This is a genomic window from Vibrio sp. Hep-1b-8, from assembly GCF_006124995.1.
In the GTDB taxonomy this organism is placed as follows: Bacteria; Pseudomonadota; Gammaproteobacteria; order Enterobacterales; family Vibrionaceae; genus Vibrio.
The window spans coordinates 52,022-69,986 of the sequence record NZ_QEWN01000143.1 but is presented as its reverse complement, the minus strand read 5'-3'; the positions used below and the strand labels follow the sequence as shown (position 1 = coordinate 69,986).

Annotated in this window: 14 protein-coding genes and 1 riboswitch; of the genes, 8 read left to right on the top strand and 6 right to left on the bottom strand. The window is 46.7% G+C overall.

Going from position 1 to position 17,965, the window contains the following annotated elements; all coding sequences use genetic code 11:
• From DA100_RS20660 to msrA, 5 genes are all read right to left on the bottom strand, one after another.
• The coding region (locus DA100_RS20660) for a LysM domain-containing protein (RefSeq protein WP_171052271.1) at positions 1 to 932 on the bottom strand (932 nt) is incomplete at its 3' end.
• Between the two features lie 2 nt (positions 933 to 934).
• Complete coding sequence (locus DA100_RS20655) at positions 935 to 1,534, bottom strand: DUF4123 domain-containing protein (RefSeq protein WP_138973860.1); 600 nt, start codon at positions 1,532 to 1,534, stop codon at positions 935 to 937.
• Positions 1,516 to 3,609: a type VI secretion system tip protein TssI/VgrG gene (gene tssI, locus DA100_RS20650; protein ID WP_138973859.1), complete on the bottom strand. Its 2,094-nt coding sequence runs from the start codon at positions 3,607 to 3,609 to the stop codon at positions 1,516 to 1,518. Before tssI ends, DA100_RS20655 begins: the two co-directional genes overlap by 19 nt.
• A gap of 121 nt (positions 3,610 to 3,730) precedes the next feature.
• On the bottom strand, positions 3,731 to 4,249 hold the full coding sequence (locus tag DA100_RS20645; RefSeq protein ID WP_138972011.1) for an Hcp family type VI secretion system effector: 519 nt from the start codon (positions 4,247 to 4,249) through the stop codon (positions 3,731 to 3,733).
• Positions 4,250 to 4,577: 328 nt separating this feature from the next.
• A complete protein-coding gene (gene msrA, locus DA100_RS20640) occupies positions 4,578 to 5,204 on the bottom strand; it encodes a peptide-methionine (S)-S-oxide reductase MsrA (protein ID WP_138973858.1) in 627 nt (208 codons plus the stop codon).
• Between the two features lie 116 nt (positions 5,205 to 5,320).
• On the opposite strand from msrA, the gene DA100_RS20635 reads away from it, so the two are divergent.
• The 3 genes from DA100_RS20635 to DA100_RS20625 are packed head-to-tail and all read left to right on the top strand — an operon-like array spanning position 5,321 to position 11,057.
• On the top strand, positions 5,321 to 7,036 hold the full coding sequence (locus DA100_RS20635; protein ID WP_138973857.1) for an autotransporter assembly complex family protein: 1,716 nt from the start codon (positions 5,321 to 5,323) through the stop codon (positions 7,034 to 7,036).
• Positions 7,033 to 10,806, top strand: a complete 3,774-nt coding sequence (locus tag DA100_RS20630) for a translocation/assembly module TamB domain-containing protein (RefSeq protein WP_138973856.1) — start codon at positions 7,033 to 7,035, stop codon at positions 10,804 to 10,806. Before DA100_RS20635 ends, DA100_RS20630 begins: the two co-directional genes overlap by 4 nt.
• Positions 10,797 to 11,057, top strand: coding sequence for a DUF2799 domain-containing protein (locus DA100_RS20625; RefSeq protein ID WP_138973862.1), 261 nt, complete (start codon positions 10,797 to 10,799; stop codon positions 11,055 to 11,057). The genes DA100_RS20630 and DA100_RS20625 overlap by 10 nt, the downstream gene beginning before the upstream one ends.
• Before the next feature lie 45 nt (positions 11,058 to 11,102).
• Here the strand turns inward: DA100_RS20625 and fbp are convergent, their stop codons facing one another.
• Positions 11,103 to 12,119: a class 1 fructose-bisphosphatase gene (gene fbp, locus DA100_RS20620; protein WP_138973855.1), complete on the bottom strand. Its 1,017-nt coding sequence runs from the start codon at positions 12,117 to 12,119 to the stop codon at positions 11,103 to 11,105.
• A gap of 308 nt (positions 12,120 to 12,427) precedes the next feature.
• Between fbp and mpl the strand changes: the two genes are divergently transcribed.
• The 5 genes from mpl to thiQ all read left to right on the top strand — a co-directional run bounded on the left by mpl (position 12,428) and on the right by thiQ (position 17,954).
• A complete protein-coding gene (gene mpl, locus DA100_RS20615; protein ID WP_138973854.1) occupies positions 12,428 to 13,780 on the top strand; it encodes a UDP-N-acetylmuramate:L-alanyl-gamma-D-glutamyl-meso-diaminopimelate ligase in 1,353 nt (450 codons plus the stop codon).
• Between the two features lie 14 nt (positions 13,781 to 13,794).
• The gene (locus tag DA100_RS20610; protein WP_138973853.1) at positions 13,795 to 14,418 is read left to right on the top strand and encodes a flavin prenyltransferase UbiX; all 624 of its coding nucleotides are present in this window, start codon (positions 13,795 to 13,797) and stop codon (positions 14,416 to 14,418) included.
• Positions 14,419 to 14,471: 53 nt separating this feature from the next.
• Positions 14,472 to 14,592, top strand: a riboswitch (TPP riboswitch).
• Positions 14,593 to 14,644: 52 nt separating this feature from the next.
• Complete coding sequence (gene thiB, locus DA100_RS20605) at positions 14,645 to 15,652, top strand: thiamine ABC transporter substrate binding subunit (RefSeq protein ID WP_138973852.1); 1,008 nt, start codon at positions 14,645 to 14,647, stop codon at positions 15,650 to 15,652.
• A 9-nt stretch (positions 15,653 to 15,661) separates the two neighbouring features.
• Positions 15,662 to 17,266, top strand: a complete 1,605-nt coding sequence (gene thiP, locus DA100_RS20600) for a thiamine/thiamine pyrophosphate ABC transporter permease ThiP (protein ID WP_138973851.1) — start codon at positions 15,662 to 15,664, stop codon at positions 17,264 to 17,266.
• Positions 17,250 to 17,954, top strand: coding sequence for a thiamine ABC transporter ATP-binding protein (thiQ, locus tag DA100_RS20595; protein ID WP_138973850.1), 705 nt, complete (start codon positions 17,250 to 17,252; stop codon positions 17,952 to 17,954). The genes thiP and thiQ overlap by 17 nt, the downstream gene beginning before the upstream one ends.
• The last annotated feature ends 11 nt before the right edge of the window (positions 17,955 to 17,965 follow it).

The following is a 17,965-nucleotide window of genomic DNA, read 5'->3' as shown; positions in this document are numbered from 1 at the left end:
GCTCGAGTGACTTCGGCATTAACGGTATTTTGTTTCCAGTTGTTTTTGGCACGCTCGACAAAATCCGCTCGCAGGTACACAAGTCGATTTTCGCTCACGAGCCAGGCTTCTAGCACATGCCTTTTCGCGGGTGTGCGTTCAAGCGTTTTGTGGTTCATCTTGTTAAGATCAACACTTTGTTTGTTGGAAGACTCTGGTACAACGGGTCTATTCGCTAAATCCTGCCAGTAGGCGAGCTCTTTCTCGAGAGCGGCGAGAACGTTATCGCGCACCGTGATGGTGGATGGCTCGGAGAAGTACGGGACATAAGTGTTCACTAACGCGCGGCGTTTCTCAAGTTCAGCGATTTTGCTTGCGATGTAGTTTTGTGTTTTTGGTTGTTCCGCAGACTGAGTCGCGGTGCCTGCTGCGGTGGCTTTGGGTGCGTCTACCTTGATGGCCCCTGCATAGACGCACCGCTCAAGCCACGCCTTTTTCTTTAGCGCATGCTGCTGCATCTCAGCGGGGTCAATGTTGTCGCCACTGGGTGCGTTTTCTAGCAGCGTTTTATAGGCTTGAATCAGCTCGTCGGTGATCTGAATTTCTTGTTTGAGCTTTGCTTGATCCTCTTGCGCCAAACAGTAATAGTCTGTTGGTGAATCCCCGGTAAAAAACAGCACGTCATGGACATCGATGCCCTGACATACAGGAGCACTAAGAATTTCTCCAGTACATTTTGGCTCTAGCGCTGTACTGGGTGGCTCAGGCGAATAATCGGGTTCAGGCACCTCAATGATCACTTCCTTAGGTAGTGTTAAGGTATCTCCCGCCCGAATGTAATTTGGGTCAGTCTGACATTGCGGATTCAGCGTCAAGAGGTCGACATATTCGACGCCTTGATCAATAGCAATTTGGAGTAAGGTATCCCCCGGTTGAATAGTATAGGTAGTCATTGTCATAGTGCTCCCCGACTCGCTTCAAGAATCGACTGCATCGTAGAGAGGTGTTCTGGAGTTATCGTCCACTGATATTGCTTAGGTGGGTGGAGAGGCTGTTCGATAGCCCCCCAATACCATTGACCGTGGTACCAGTGAATTTGCTCTATGGATTGGAAAAACAGACTGCGTTCATCGTCCGTCATGCTCCCGAGTAATGGTAATAAGGTTCGTGGCTCATAGTAACGGAGCAAAGCGTCCGATTGCCCGGTCGAAACGACTAGACGCTCTCTGAGGAGTTTGACCAGTGACGTTTGAGGTGTGCCTTTTTTAACATATAGAAGGCTTGCGCAAGGCGTGCTTTGCATTTTCTCGATTACAATAGGAAACAGCTCTCGCCCATCTAGAGCAACTAACAAGGGGCCACGTTCAATGTTGGCAAATTGTGTCTGCTCGAAAAGGGGGCAAAAGAAGGGCTCTGGAACGGTTTGATAAAGCTGAACTTGCCAATTTGGCCAAAGTTCAGGCTCGATAATCATATAGACATCCCATTCGTCTACGAAAATTGGCGCAGACCCCATTTCAACGCGCCACTGAGGCATTATTTGTGGATTTGACATTGGCCACCTCTATTACATTGGCAAAGTTCTTTTAACAACGAGCCATTTTCGACCATCTTGTTGTAGTCGACTTGGTTCATGGCTGGGAGCAACCCATCCGCAGCCATTGCTTGTTGAACCGGGGGAGTTATATCCTGTGTCAGGGAGTTGGGCAGCAAAGCAATCTGCCCAGAAAAACCGCTGCCACTACCTGGGCTTCCACCCGAATTTAAATTGACTTTCGCCCCAACCAAGCTAACACCAGACGCGTCTAGTTTTATAAAGCTGCCACCGGCTTTCAAAGTCATTTCAGAGCCCGCTTCGATAACGACCTTCATACCGGCTTTGATGTGGAGTTCATTGCCAATTTCAAATGCATGCAACTGAGCGATTTTTTGATGCAGACTCCCTTCCACAATCGAGGTGGCGTCTTGTTTGACCAAAGTACGGCTTTCACCCTCCACGGTGAGGTTGTGGTGGTTTTTAATCTGAGTGAAATGGTCGTTATCGATCGTGATATGTTGGTCGTGCTTGACATGAGTGGTCATGTCATTCAGCACTATCGAGTCAAAATCCTTCTGCGCATGAAGATAGACTTGCTCTTGGTCTGCTTGGTCTTCAAAACTCAGTTCGTTAAAGCCTTGCCCTTGGTGGGTCTCACTGCGCAAGACGGTTTTGGTTTTGTTCTTGGGCAGAACATAAGGCGGTTTATTGACCGCATGATAGGTGCGCCCCGTGATGATGGGCTGATCGGGGTCACCATTGAGAAATGAGACAATCACTTCGTGCCCAATACGAGGTAAAGCGACCATGCCATATTGGCTGCCCGCCCAACCTTGAGAGACTCGCACCCAACATGAACGATGTTCAGGGTTTCTCTCTTCGCGATCCCAGTGGAAATGGACTTTTACGCGACCATGTTCGTCACAGAAGATTTCTTCTCCCTCTGGGCCGACGACCGTCGCGATCATGGGGCCATCGACTCTAGGTTTGGTCTCGGGCTGCGCTTGCCAATTGAGATGAGCGGGGATGGCTTGCCATTGGTTGGCGTAGGTCGTCTTGCCTTGAGTGCCCTCTTCCTCGAGTGCTTGAGCCTGTTCGCCTTGGTGATTGACTTGAACCAGCAGCCAAGCGCGATTGAAGGATGTGTTGAGGTGGTCACTCAAGGTAAATTTATACCCTGAGCGGAGCAACAATTCGTTGCTTTTGCCTTTGGCTAACTGGGCGTCACGGCGCAGATAACTCAAGCGAGTGCGGGTGAAGGCGATGCCATTTGGATCACCTTTATAGCGACCTGGCGCATCAAAGTGCACGTAAGTGGGTTGTTGATAATCCATCTCCGTGCCGTGAGCCAATTGGCTAAAGGAATAAGCTGGGTTTTTAAAGCTGTAGTCTTTGAGTTCTACCTCACTAACGTGGGCCTCGGATTGATAAGAAAAATCTTGGATATACGGCACATCGCTGACACCACCCGCTAACCCGTTGTACGGAATAGGCTGAGGTAAGGAGGGCAGCAGCACAGTGGCATCACTGAACAGCAAGGTGTGTTTTCCGGCTTCATGAATAAAGCTGTAGACCATGCCTTCTTCCGCGGCGAGGCGGTGGAGAAAGTCGAGGTCACTTTCACGGTATTGGACACAAAACTCACGTTGAGTAGGCTCGCGTTGCAGTGAAAAGGCATAGTCATGAATGCCCATCTCCTGCAATAGCGTCTCGATGATGTCAGGCGTGGTCTTATGTTGGAAAATCCGGCTGTTGTGGCGCAGCGAGAGACGTTCCAGCGCAGGTACCAGCGTCAAGGCATAGCGAGTATGGTGATGACCAATGTCGCCCTGCGTGAACGCGCGCGCTATCCCATGTACGCGCTGCACCAACACTTGGTTGCGGTATATGCGCAGCTCGACCTGTCGATCCACTACTTGGTCTGCGGTTAAGTCATGCCGACGGCTGGCTAAGGTGATTTGATAACAAAAACCGTAACAAGGTCGATGATGAAACACGCTGGCAGACAAGGACTCTTGCCCATCGAACTGAGTCACAACCAAGGCATCATCGCCGAGTCCTTCTATATCTATGGTGTACGCCAATGTCGCCATACGTCTCTCCTATCGTTAACCCTAAACACAAAAAACCTTCACCACACATCACCGTGAAAAGGATGGTTTGAGGTTAAGGTTTTCAGGTGGCCCCATGGGGAGCCACCGAAAATCAAAGTGATTAAGCTTCGATAGGTTTACGCCAATCGTCTGAACCAGACGTACCTGCGTTGACGTGATCCCAAGTGATCTTACGGTACGACATTGAGACCGTTAGATTTTGCGTGAAGTCGGACATCGACGGATCTTGACAGTGTGGCATCTCACACTGGATATCGACGATAGACGCGTTTTCTAGCTTAGTGGTGAAGAAGTTCTCTTGTTTGCCTTCGATAGAGGTGCGGTACCATTTAAGCTCTACGTTCTTCATCTTCTCACCAGAAGAAAGCGCGTTGTACAGCAGTGGTACGGCTTTGTTGAGAGTGACGGTAAACTTGAAAGGTTTATGGACGCGTTGACCAGAAGGTTGACCAGATTGTGGATCGGTCGGAACCGAAATAACGTGGTCAAACTTCTGAACCAGCATCTCGTCTTCGTGACCTTCTACATAAGAGTCACCGATAGAGTCAGCCGTACAGGCGCCCGCCGTGATCAGACCCTGAGTTTCACCGTCGATAGAAATATAACATGGAGTTGGCATAGTAAAATCCTTAGAGGTTGTGTAATAACACTCACTCTTAATCAAAAAGCGTGCCAAAATGAAAATGTATATATTTCAACAATTTAAGCATTTGTTAATATACGAGCTGGGCAACTTTTTGCTCGAATCGAGCAAGATCTTGCCCAGATCGAGCAAAAAGTTGCCCGGAAGCAAGAAATGCACCGAGGAGACTGTGAACCATCACAAATGATGAAAAATCAGAAAATCCCCCACTGTGACAGAGAGGTCGTTCGCAACAGTATGGTTTGCTATCCAGTGCGTTGCGAACACGTTAAGTGATAGGAGCTGGCCCAAATGGGTTTTGTTCTTACTGGGGAGGAAAACAGACTCCAGTACCACCCAAACCACAGTAGCCGTCGGGATTTTTAGCCAGATATTGCTGGTGGTAGTTCTCTGCGTAATAGTACTTACCCGCGGGTAGAATCTCAGTGGTGATCGATTGCACATCGTCACCCAGTAGAGCTTGGTAAGCCTGTTTGGAAGCACTGGCGGTTTGATACTGTTCGTCACTATATACATAAATAGCAGATCGGTATTGAGTGCCGAGGTCATTACCTTGACGCATACCTTGAGTAGGATTGTGTTTTTCCCAAAAAGCATGCAACAGTTGTTCAAAAGAGATCACTTGAGTATCAAAGACAACACGAACGACTTCAGTATGTCCTGTCTGACCACTACATACTTCTTGATAAGTTGGATTCGGTGTGAAACCACCAGAATAGCCGACCGATGTGCTGACTACGCCATCGAGTTGCCAAAAAAGTCGTTCAGCTCCCCAAAAACAGCCCATACCAAATAGAACTTGTTCGCAACCTTGTGGAGGTTCAGCGGTCAAACTGGATTGATTGACGAAATGACTATCGTCAATGGTGAGTGGTGTGTTTCTGCCTGGCAGCGCTTCTTGCGCGGTAATCATAGTTTGTTTGTTGAGCATCGTGAGTTTCCTTGCTGTGTATTATGAGATAGACCGCCTAGTTGACTGTTTTTATACAGACTTATTTTTTTTCAGGCGTTATTATTGCCTAACGTTATGGAGATAGATAATTAAGCATGATCATCAAACCTTTACCAGTCCTAATCACCCTAGCTTCACTCACGTTTCCAGTGTGGGCAAATGAAGTTGATCTCAAGATCAATGGTGTCGATGGTGTACTATTGGACAATGTAGAAGCTTATCTATCTTCGATTCCTGAACAAGACTATGAAGTCAGCCTTAGGTTTAAAGCACGTTTAGAGCGTAACTTCACTGAATCACTAAATGCACTGGGTTACTACTATCCTAGTTACGATTTTAAAGTCTCTGATGATCAAAAACTGGTGACCGTTAATATTGATCCTGGCCCAGTAACGACCATAGCGCAGTTGGATATCCAGATAACAGGTGAAGCAGAGAATGATCCTGAGTTCCAAGCCTTGATTGAGAAAAGTGGTTTGCAGCAGGGGAGTGCTCTGCAACACAATCATTATGACTCACTCAAAAGTTCGATTCGTAACCTTGCCTTGCAGAGAGGGTATTTCGAAGGCGAGTTTACGCAGAGCCGTCTCGAAGTTGCCCCTAGCCTAAATCAGGCGTTTATCCGACTCGAGTTTAATAGTGGTATTCGCTACCATTTTGGCGCGAATAGCATTACTGGAAGCCAAATCGAAGATGATCGCGTTGAGTCAATTTCACCATACAAGCAGGGAGAACCTTACTTGGTGGCTAAGGTGGGCGAGTACAATCAAAACCTGTCCAATACCGACTGGTTTTCGTCAGTATTTGTGGAACCAGACTTGACTCAATTGGGCGAGGCAAGAGAACTGCCAATGAAAGTCTCTCTCGCGCCTCAGGCGAGAAACCAGCTTGAAACGGGTCTTGGCTATTCGACGGATGTGGGTGTCCGTGGATCATTAAAATGGAAGAAACCCTGGGTAAACAGCCGAGGTCATAGCTTTGACAGTAGTTTTTCTCTCTCTGCGCCTGAGCAGACGATCACCGCCGGTTATCGCATTCCGTTAGACGACGTATTGAAAGAGTACTACCGAATTCAATATGGTATGAAAAACCTTGATAGCCGTGACACCAAAAGTCTGGAATCCAATCTTGCTTTGGAGAGGCACTGGGTGTTGGATAATGGCTGGCATAGAACGCTCTACATAAGATATCTACTGGAGAACTATGAACAGGGCTTACAAGATGACAATGCGCAGTTCCTTTTACCTGGTATCTCCTTTTCACGTAGTCGAATTCGAGGCGGGGCTATGCCAATGTGGGGTGACCGACAGAGCTTAACCGTTGAGTATGGTGACCCTAGTATGTTGTCAGAGACGCGAGTGACGCGTTTGCTGGGCGCGATGACGTGGATTCGCGGTGTAGGTGAAAACCACCGAGGCATTTTCCGTATTGATGGTGGTGCTAACTTTGCTGAAGAGTTTGAGAAACTATCGCCATCTCTACGTTTCTTCGCTGGTGGTGACAACAATTTACGTGGTTATGGCTACGAATCTATCTCGCCAACAGATGCCAGTGGCGCTTTGACAGGTGCTAAGTATTTAGCGACCAGCTCACTGGAGTATCAATACCGAGTTTATGGTAACTGGTGGGGGGCCGTCTTCTATGATGTAGGTGACGCATTTAATGACACACCGGATCTAAAACGAGGAACAGGGGTTGGTATTCGTTGGGCTTCCCCCGTCGGACCAATTAGATTCGATTTTGCCTGGGGCTTAGACGCGGCAAAAGGCGATGAATTCCAGATCCACTTTACCTTAGGACCTGAACTATGACCCATGTTGTAATTAAGTGGTCAAAATGGATATCACTGATCTTTGCCGCATTAATGGTAGTGATTTTACTGGCATTGGGTGGATTGCTTTTTACCAATACCGGATTGAATCTTGCTCTATGGGGGGCTGAGAAATTTGTTCCTCAGCTAACGGTTTCTTCGACTCAGGGAGCGCTATTCCCTCGCTTTACGTTACATGGCGTCGTATTCAAAGATGACGACTTGCAAGTAGACACAAAGATTACCTCGCTTACTTTGGCCGTAACGCCAACGTGTCTCACTGAACCGAGAGTGTGTATCGATGAGTTAGCCATTAAAGGTCTGAATTTTTCTATGCCGCAGTTGCCTCCTTCAACTCCCGAGACAGAAACTGCGCCAGAAACGGCAACAACAAACATTACGTCACCAGTTCCAATAAAAGTGAGTTGGCTTAAGCTTGAAGATATTAATCTCGATGTGCTTGGAAACCAGATCTCTTGGCGTTTATTTACGTCGAGCGCTTCTTTTCAGGGTAATCGCTTACGCATTAACAAGACCAAGTTTCTCGACCCATTAGTCAAGCTTGCCCCAAGCTCAGATGAAGAAAGTAAGAATCCCCAAGAGTCGCCAGCATCTCCGACGACGGAAGAGGCACAAGCGATCACTCTACCAGAAGTGAAATTGCCGCTTCAGGTTGAACTCGTACGTCTCGATGTTGAAAACTTCAAGCTTGATCAAGAGACGCCGATCATTGTCAACCACCTTGGCCTTGCCGCCAAAGCGAAAGGTTCACAGGTCGTTATCGATACTTTAGAACTCGACATGCCTCAAGTTGAGGCGCAATTAAAAACAGACATTAAATTGAGCGGTGACTATCCGTTGTCGCTTGCACTAGATGCAACCATTAAAGAAGAAATTGCTGCGGGACAAAAGATAGATTTAAAAGTGTCAGGTAGTGTCGCGGATTTAGGATTAGCAGCGAACTTAACGGGTTTGGCTCAAGCTCAGTTATCTGCTCAATTACAGCCGTTAGAACCGAATGTTCCTTTTGATATCTCATTGCTAAAAGCTAAAGCACAATGGCCGCTGACTGGGAAAGGTGATTACTTTGTTTCTCTCGACGAGTTAAAGGCTAAAGGTTCATTAGATGGATACCAACTCTCTCTTATCACCGATGTAAAAGGTAAAGATGTTCCTGATGTTGGGGTGTCATTGCAAGGTGAGGGAGATTTGTCTCATGTTAATCTGAGTAAAATCGATGTCGATACACTCGGAGGCTCCGTGTCTGGCGACATAATGGCTGATTGGAGCGCTCCTGTGAACTGGGCCGCTAACTTATCTCTCACTCATATACAACCTGGGCTGCAATGGCCTGAAGCGGAAGGTGATATAAGTGGTGTTATTTCAACAACAGGTGCTCTTACTGAACAAGGTGGCTGGACGATTGAAGTACCTAAGCTCGACATTGACGGTATCTTGCGCGATTACCCTCTCAATATCGAAGGAGTGCTGAGCGCTAAAGATAGCAAGGGCAACGGAGAGTTAAGTTTGCGTACTACCGGGCTCGTATTGTCACATGGTCCGAATAGTATTAAAGCAAAAGGTGAATTGGATAAGGAATGGCGTCTTGATTTGGCGATAAACTTTCCTGATTTGATCAAAACCGTTCCCGATTTGCAGGGTAAAGCTGTGGGAAATGTCTCATTGCGTGGTGTGTTGAAAGAGCCGAAAGTTGGCCTTGCGTTAAACGTTTCGGCTGTTGATTGGCAAAAGCAAGCTCAAGTAGCAAAGATTGAGCTCAAAGGCAGTGTAACGCCACTTCCCACTCTGAGTGGTCAATTAGCGTTGAAAGTCACTCAAGCTAAATATCAAGACTACCGAGTTGATAATGTCAGCATGAATTTTTTGGGCACACAACAGCAGCATCAGTTGCAGCTTGATGTTATTTCGAATATTGCCTCAACCAGTTTTGCGCTCAATGGTGTTCTGGTGGATAAGCCTGATTTTGTATGGAACGGCACCCTAGAGCGGATGAATATCTCTTCACAACAGGGTGAATGGCGTCTAAACCAAGCCACCAAACTGGGCTTTGAGATGGCGACGCAGCAAGTTGCAGTCGCTGCTCATTGTTGGCTTCAGGCGGATTCTAGCTTGTGTCTCGATAAGGATATTAAGGTCGGTCAAAGCGGCGAAGCAGCGTTGAGCCTTACAAGCTTCAACTTCGAACAGATAAAGGCTTTTCTGCCCAAAGAAACGCTCATCAAAGGTGCCGCCAATGCAAATGTGTGGGCTAAATGGGCTCCGGATAGTGCTCCGCAGCTCAAAGCTTCCGTCGATTTAACTCAGGGACAGGTAACGCAACAACTCGAACAGCCAGTTAAGATCGGTTGGGAGAGTGTTAACCTCAATGCTAACTTAGTCGACAATAAGCTCGAAGCAGACTGGATGTTGGACATTAGCAACAATGGTGATATCTCAGGTAACGTTACGATTCCTAACGTTTTAGAGAAAGATAAGCAGTTAGATGGCCGTTTTAAATTGAGCACATTTAACCTAGATTTCTTGGCGCCGATAATTGGTGAGTACAGTAAGTTAGAATCCAATCTAAGTACGGATCTACAGATTAGCGGTTCAGCGTTACATCCCAAGGTGAATGGTCAGTTTGTTGTCGATGATATCTTGCTTCAAGGGGAGATCTCACCGGTCGAAGTTGATTCAGGACGTGTAGCTATTAATTTTGCGGGTTATGACGCTTCATTGGCCGCGACCATCCATACCCCTGATGGGGACTTAGAGGTTTCCGGTGACGCGGATTGGAATGATCTGAAAGATTGGAACTCCAACATTCGAGTCTTTGCAGAGGAGTTATTGGTTAACGTTCCGCCAATGGTGAAGATCAAAGTGCAACCGGATATGACCATTTCTGCTTCGCCAAAGGTCGTCCGAGTAGATGGAGACATCGCATTACCTTGGGGACGAATTGTGGTTGAAGAGTTGCCGCCAAGTGCGGTCGGAGTGTCCAAAGATCAGGTTTTACTGAACGATGATCTAGAGCCGATTGAATCGGAAAGTAAAGTCCCATTTGCACTAGAAACCAATATCAATATTAAGATTGGCGATGATTTTAAGTTGTCTGCATTTGGTCTTGAAGGTGGTTTGGTTGGTAAGCTCAATGTTGCACAAAAAGACAAAGGACCATTTGTAACGGGTGAAGTTAACATCACTAATGGTTCGTACCGTTCATTTGGTCAGGATCTGATTATCAATGAAGGTAAGATCTTAATGAATGGTCCTGTTGATCAACCGTATGTGCAGATTTCTGCTATTCGAAATCCGGACAACACGCAAGATGATGTGACGGCAGGTGTTAAGGTGACAGGACCAGCCAGCGAGCCGACAGTGACCATCTTCTCTGATCCTGCGATGCCACAGGCAAATGCACTATCCTATTTGCTCAGGGGGCAGGATATTGATGGTGAGGCCGGGGGGAATGCCATGACCACCACTTTGATTGGATTGAGCTTGGCCAAGAGTGGTCGTGTTGTTGGTGAGATCGGACAAGCGTTTGGTGTACAAGATCTCCAACTTGATACAGCAGGCTCTGGCGATGACTCGCAGGTAACGGTGAGCGGCTATATTTTACCTGGGCTACAGGTGAAATATGGCGTCGGTATTTTTGATTCAGTGGGTGAGTTTACTGTGCGATATCGATTAATGCAGGATCTCTACTTAGAAGCAATTTCCGGTGTAGATAGTGCAGTGGATGTACTGTATCAGTTTGAATTCAACTAAGAGCGAAGGGTTATATACAGCAATCTGAGAGGCAACTTGCCAAGCTAGATAGCGGCAGCTTTTTTAATCAGGCACTTTATGACGCCTACACCAAAGGTTATCAACAAGGGCGTCTTAATTACTGCGGGCAGAATGCTTATATGTTGGGCGTGCGAGGAAGACCTTATCAGGGTGTTTGCGATCAGCTCGATCCCTTCTTTAGTCAAGATTATATATCAGGTCGAAACTCTACTGCGGGGTCGATGTTCTAACCTAGAAAAAGAGCCGACAACTGTCGGCTCTTTTGTGTGCAAAGGTTAGTTTTCTTCGCGATTAAGCTCTAAAAACTCTTCGACCTTTTTCACCATGTTTTTCGACCCGACAAAGAAAGGGACACGCTGGTGAAGCTCGGTAGGTTTGATGTCCATGATTCGGTTTACACCGTCAGAGGCAACACCGCCCGCTTGTTCAATGATATAAGCCATAGGGTTGCACTCGTACAATAGACGAAGTTTACCGTTTGGGTGGCTTTGCGTACTTGGGTAAAGGTAGATACCGCCCTTGAGTAAGTTACGGTGGAAGTCAGCAACGAGTGAGCCGATATAACGTGAAGTATATGGGCGATGTTCACTTGGGGCGTTTTCCTGACAGTACTTGATGTATTTCTTCACGCCAAGAGGGAAACGAATGTAGTTACCTTCGTTAATCGAGTAGATGCTTCCATCTTGTGGGATCATCATATTCTCGTGAGAAAGGCAGAACGTACCTAGCGAGGGATCGTAGGTAAAGCCATTAACCCCGTTACCTGTTGTGTATACCAACATGGTTGAAGAACCATAGATAACATAACCTGCAGCAACTTGTTTGTGGCCTGGTTGAAGGAAATCTTCTTCTGTCGGTGGTGTGCCGATAGGGGACACACGACGGTAGATTGAGAAGATGGTACCAACAGAAACGTTAACGTCGATGTTGGAAGAACCATCTAGTGGGTCCATCAAAACAACGTACTTAGCATTTTTGTTGAGTTCTTTATTAAACGCTACCGCTTCATCTTCTTCTTCACTCGCGACACCGCACACTTGATCTCGAGCTTCAAGAGCGGCTTTAAATTTGTCGTTAGCATAAACATCTAGCTTTTGCTGGTCTTCGCCTTGAACATTCGCAGTGCCAACAGCACCAGTAATATCACCTAGGCCAGCTGCGTTAATTTCTCGGTTAACAATTTTGGCCGCAAGACGAATAGAAGAGAGTAGGGATGATAGATCACCGCTAGCGTGGGGGAAGTCCGCTTGCTTTTCAACAATGAACTCGCCAAGGGTGCGCATTCCAGACATGGTTTTTCCTTTAAAAAGTCGCTCAAAAATATGGGGGGATGGACAGTGTCTATCTCTTACGGATCTTGAATCAGTGCCCGTGTTAATTCTAAAAGTAAGATCTTTTTATTGGTAATGAACTAACTGCTTGAGATCTCAATTTATTTGTCGACTCATCTTCGGCTTGCATTGATGACCGTGCCAGTTTGTGTGGATGAAGAGTAATCAACTGAATGGGTTAACATCATTATTGGTGATCAAAGTAGTTCGCTTTTCAGTGCTTTGTCGCCATAATGAACAGATAATTTTTGCCTAGGACAAAGTCAGTTATGCACATTCATATCTTGGGAATATGTGGCACCTTCATGGGTGGCGCAGCGATACTCGCTCGTCAGCTTGGACACAAAGTGACAGGTAGTGACGCGAATGTTTATCCACCGATGAGTACGTTGCTGGAATCGCAAGGTATTGAAATCATAGAAGGCTTTGACCCATCTCAGCTTGACCCAGCACCGGATCTGGTTGTTATCGGTAATGCAATGAGTCGAGGTAATCCGTGCGTTGAGTACGTGCTAAACAGCCAAATTCGTTACACTTCTGGACCGCAATGGTTGCAAGAGTTTCTACTCCATGACCGTTGGGTGCTAGCGGTGTCGGGTACACATGGCAAGACAACGACTTCGAGCATGCTTGCTTGGATCTTAGAAGACTGTGGCTATCAGCCAGGATTTCTTGTTGGTGGCGTACTAGGAAACTTCGGTGTTTCAGCACGTTTAGGCGAAAGTGTCTTTTTTGTCGTCGAAGCAGATGAATACGACAGTGCTTTTTTTGACAAGCGTTCTAAGTTTGTACATTACCACCCACGCACTTTAGTGATGAACAATCTTGAGTTCGATCATGCGGATATCTTTGATGATTTAGAAGCGATTAAGCGACAATTCCATCACCTTGTTCGTACCGTTCCTGGAAATGGTCGTATTCTCGCGCCTAAGCAAGATGCTGATCTTGCCGATGTATTAGAACGCGGTTGCTGGAGTGAGACTGAATTTAGCGGTGAAGAGGGCGATTGGCAGGCTGAGAAGCTGATTGTAGATGGTTCTCAGTTTAAGGTGTTCTTCCAAGGCGAAGAAGTGGGTATTGTTCGATGGGACTTGGTTGGTGACCACAACGTCGATAATGCCTTGATGGCGATTGCAGCGGCGCGCCATGTCGGAGTGACACCAGATTTGGCCTGTGAGTCATTGGCTAAATTTATTAATACTAAGCGTCGTCTGGAACTGAAAGGTGAAGTGAACGGTGTGACCGTCTACGACGATTTTGCTCATCATCCTACCGCAATTGAACTTACCCTAGGTGGATTACGTAACAAGGTCGGCAAAGAGAAAATTATTGCGGTATTGGAACCGCGCAGCGCAACGATGAAACGTGGTGTTCATAAGGAAACCTTAGCGGCATCATTGGCAACCGCTGACGAAGTGTTTCTTTACCAGCCTGACAACATTGATTGGTCGGTGGAAGATGTAGCCAATCAGTGCCACCAACCTGCCCAAGTGAGCGCACAGATTGATGAACTTGTGGAGAAGATCGTGACGAGTGCGAAAGCGGGTGATCACATTCTTGTGATGAGTAATGGTGGCTTTGAAGGTATTCACACTAAGCTGGTGGATAAACTGGCTCAATAACGTAGTTATAAAGAATGAACAAACAACATAAAGCCATCACTTTAGCTTTTACTGGAGCATCCGGTGCGCCTTACGGATTGCGGCTGTTAGAGTGCTTACTTGCTGCGGACTATCAAGTTTATCTGCTGATTTCGTCTGCCGCTCGTGTGGTTCTCGCTACCGAGCATGATCTGAAATTGCCCGCTCACCCTGAAGCCACACAGCAAGCGTTGGTTGACCATTTTAAATGTGCCCCAGAAAAACTGGTTGTCTGCGGCAAGGATGACTGGTTTTCTCCTGTTGCTTCGGGATCTGCGGCACCAAAACAGATGGTTGTGTGTCCTTGCTCAGCCGGTAGTGTAGCCGCGATTGCACATGGGATGTCGGATAATCTTATCGAGCGAGCAGCGGATGTGGTGATGAAGGAGCGTGGACAGCTTCTTTTGGTGGTGAGGGAGACTCCGTTTTCGACTCTTCATTTGGAAAACATGCTCAAATTGTCGCAGATGGGTGTCACGATTATGCCTGCGGCTCCAGGTTTTTATCATCAACCCAAGTCGATAGAAGATCTTGTCGATTTTATGGTCGCACGTATTTTAGATCATCTTGGCATTGAACAGGGCTTAGTACCGCGTTGGGGATATGACCAACGTAGTTAAGAGTTCCTCTCATCAACTCTAGCTATTGAGTCACATAACTATTACAATTTGTCCGTTACTCATCGGGGAGCGATAGAGGCCATTTATATTGGACTCAGCTGAGATCGAGCTTTGCTCGGGACCCGTGTACCTGAACCAGATAATGCTGGCGTAGGAATTGAGTCTGGACATCCTTAACCACATTGTCCCTCAAGCCTGTGCCGCTCATACAAGGAGAGAGCGAGCAGTGAAAACCACTCTAAATACCATTTCAATCAGTACTCTGGCTGTTGTTAGCCTAACGTCCTTTTCTGCTCTTGCGGCAGACAAAACCTTGACTGTTTACACTTACGATTCCTTCGCCGCGGATTGGGGTCCAGGCCCTACGGTAGAAAAAGCATTCGAAGCACAGTGTGGCTGTGACGTTAATTTTGTCGCGTTAGATGATGGTGTATCGATACTAAATCGCTTACGTCTAGAAGGGGAAAACAGCAAAGCGGACATCGTTTTGGGGCTAGACAACAACTTAATGGCAGAAGCGAAGAAAACGGGTTTGCTTAGCCAACATAATGTCGATACCAGTGCTGTGACTCTGCCGAATGGCTGGGATGACAAGACCTTTGTTCCTTATGACTTTGGCTATTTTGCTTTTGTTTACAACAAGGAAAGATTGGCGAATCCACCTAAGAGCTTGAAAGAGTTGGTTGAATCTCGTGAAGATCTTAAAGTTATCTACCAAGACCCACGTACTTCAACGCCGGGACAAGGTTTAATGTTATGGATGAAGTCCGTCTACGGTGATGACGTTTCTCAGGCATGGCAAAAGTTAGCGAAAAAAACCGTTACCGTAACCAAAGGCTGGTCAGAAGCGTACTCGATGTTCCTTGAGGGTGAATCTGATTTGGTTCTTTCGTACACCACTTCACCTGCTTATCATTTGATTGCTGAGAACGACGCGAAATTTGCGGCAGCAGACTTCGCTGAAGGTCATTACACTCAAGTGGAAGTGGCAGCCAAAGTTAAGGGTTCAAAAAACGAACAGCTTGCTGATGAGTTTATGAATTTTATCCTCAGTGACGGTTTCCAATCGGCGATGCCAACGGGTAACTGGATGTATCCAGTAACGGGAGTTGCATTACCGAAAGGTTTTGAGACTCTGACAGTACCAAGCAAAGCTCTCGGTTTTAGTGCTGATGAAGTGGCGGATAATCGCAAGTCATGGATTCGTGAGTGGCAAAGCGCATTGACTTTCTAAGGTTGTCTTTTGCGTAACATTCCCAAAATAGGCATTTGGGTCGCGATATTTATCGCGGCCTTTGTTATTTCTGCCTTAGGTGCATTGCTAGTCAATGCGCCAACTCTCGATGTGAGTCATGTTTGGAGCGATCCTTACTATCGTCATGTTACCAAGTTCAGCTTCTACCAGTCATTCCTTTCGACTGTGATCAGTGTAGGTTTGGCGATTCCTGTGGCGCACGCGCTATCGCGTCGACAGTTCCTAGGCAAAGCGTTATTACTCAAGCTGTTTGCGACCACGCTCGTTTTACCTGTGCTGGTTGGTGTTTTTGGGCTACTGGCTATTTATGGCAATAGTGGTTTAGTGGCTCAGTTATTTACCAGTTTAGACAGTAAACTCCCATTTTCGATTTATGGGTTGAATGGTATTTTGCTTGCCCATGTGTTCTTTAATCTTCCTTACGCCACCCGTCTGTTATTACAAGCTTTAGATTCGATTCCTCAGCAACAGCATAAGCTTTGTGCTCACCTCGGGATGGGGCACTGGGACAAATTTCGTTGGGTTGAATGGCCCCGTATTCGACAACAGCTCCCACATGTCAGTGGTTTGGTCTTTATGCTTTGCTTTACGAGTTTTGCAACAGTAATGGCATTAGGGGGAGGCCCAAAATCAACCACTATTGAGCTTGCCATTTATCAAGCGATTAAATTTGATTTTGACTTACAGGCCGGTGCTCTGCTGGCGATTTGGCAGATGATGTTGTGTGGTGTTATGGCTTTGGCTATTCAACGCTTAGCTAAACCTATGGCGGTGACGCCAGGTAGCCAGTCTAGATATGTCTATCTATGTAAAGACACTCGGGCATCTAAGTGTTGGGACTGGGGGTGGATATGTGCTGCGATGTTACTTGTTTTGCCTCCGTTACTGATGGTGGTGTTGAGTGGTCTCAATCAGCAGGCGCTAGAGATATTTAGCGATGGCCGTTTTTGGTTGGCGTTATGGGCATCGGTAAAAGTTGCAACGCTGGCTAGCTTTGTCGCGGTGATAGCGGGTGTCTCGATATTGATTACTAGCCGTAGGTTTAGGCTCAATAAACGGGAAAAGAGCGCGGATCATATAGAGTTGATCGGGACGATTATTCTTGTCACTCCTGGGCTAGTGATTTCAACAGGTGTGTTTCTATTACTGGGCAGTTTTACCGATGTGTTTAGCCTTGCGTTCTTTGTTGTCGTAGCTGTAAATGCCTTGATGGGGCTGCCTTATGTGATAAAAACATTAGCTCAGCCGATGCTGCATATAGAACAGCAATACCAATATGTTTGTGCCAGTCTAGGAATGAAAGGGTGGCAACGTTTTCGGGTTGTCGAATGGAAAGCGCTCAAGAAGCCGCTCGCCCATGCATTTGCAATTAGCTTTATGTTTGCCATCGGTGATCTAAGCGCGATTGCCTTGTTCGGTAGCCAAGAATTTCGCACACTACCACTGTATCTTTTCCAACTCCTTGGTAGCTATCAAATGGACGCTGCAGCGGTAGTCTCTTTAACGTTATTAATGCTCAGTGTCGGTTGTTTTGCTGTGATTGAGAAACTGCTTAAAGCGAATTCAAAGGTAAATTATGTTAGCGCTGACTAAAGTCGATTATTACTACCATGATGAGTTGTTTCATTTTGATGTGAGTATCGCACAAGGTTCTGTTGTGGCTTTGATGGGGCCTAGCGGTGCTGGTAAATCGACACTGTTGGCCTTAGTTGCGGGTTTTATTGAGCCTAGTAGTGGGCGGATTGAAGTAAACGGTGTCAATCTTGTGGGGCAAGAACCTCATCAACGTCCTTTTGCTATGTTGTTTCAAGAACACAACTTATTTGCTCATTTAACAGTAAGGCAGAATATTGCATTGGGCTTACACCCTAGCTTGAAATTGACTGCCGAGCAGAATAAACAGGTGGAACAAGCGGCTAAGCAGGTTGGCGTTGAGGAGTACCTTGAGCGTCTACCGGAGCAACTCTCCGGTGGTCAACGTCAGCGAGTTGCGTTGGCTCGTAGCTTCGTCCAGCCTCATCCCATCTGGTTACTTGATGAACCTTTCTCAGCTCTCGATCCGATTCTACGTGAGGAAATGCTGGGACTGGTTAAAACCTTGGCAAGAGAGCGACAAATTACCGTATTGATGGTGACTCATCATATTAGTGATGCCAGAGCAATTGGTAGTGATTTTATCTATGTTGCTAATGGAAAAGTGGAAGTGACGGGCAAGATAACGGAGTTGTCGTCACAGCATCAAAATGTATCGTTGAGTGATTTTGTTAGAGCAGGGGAATAGCTCTAATAAAA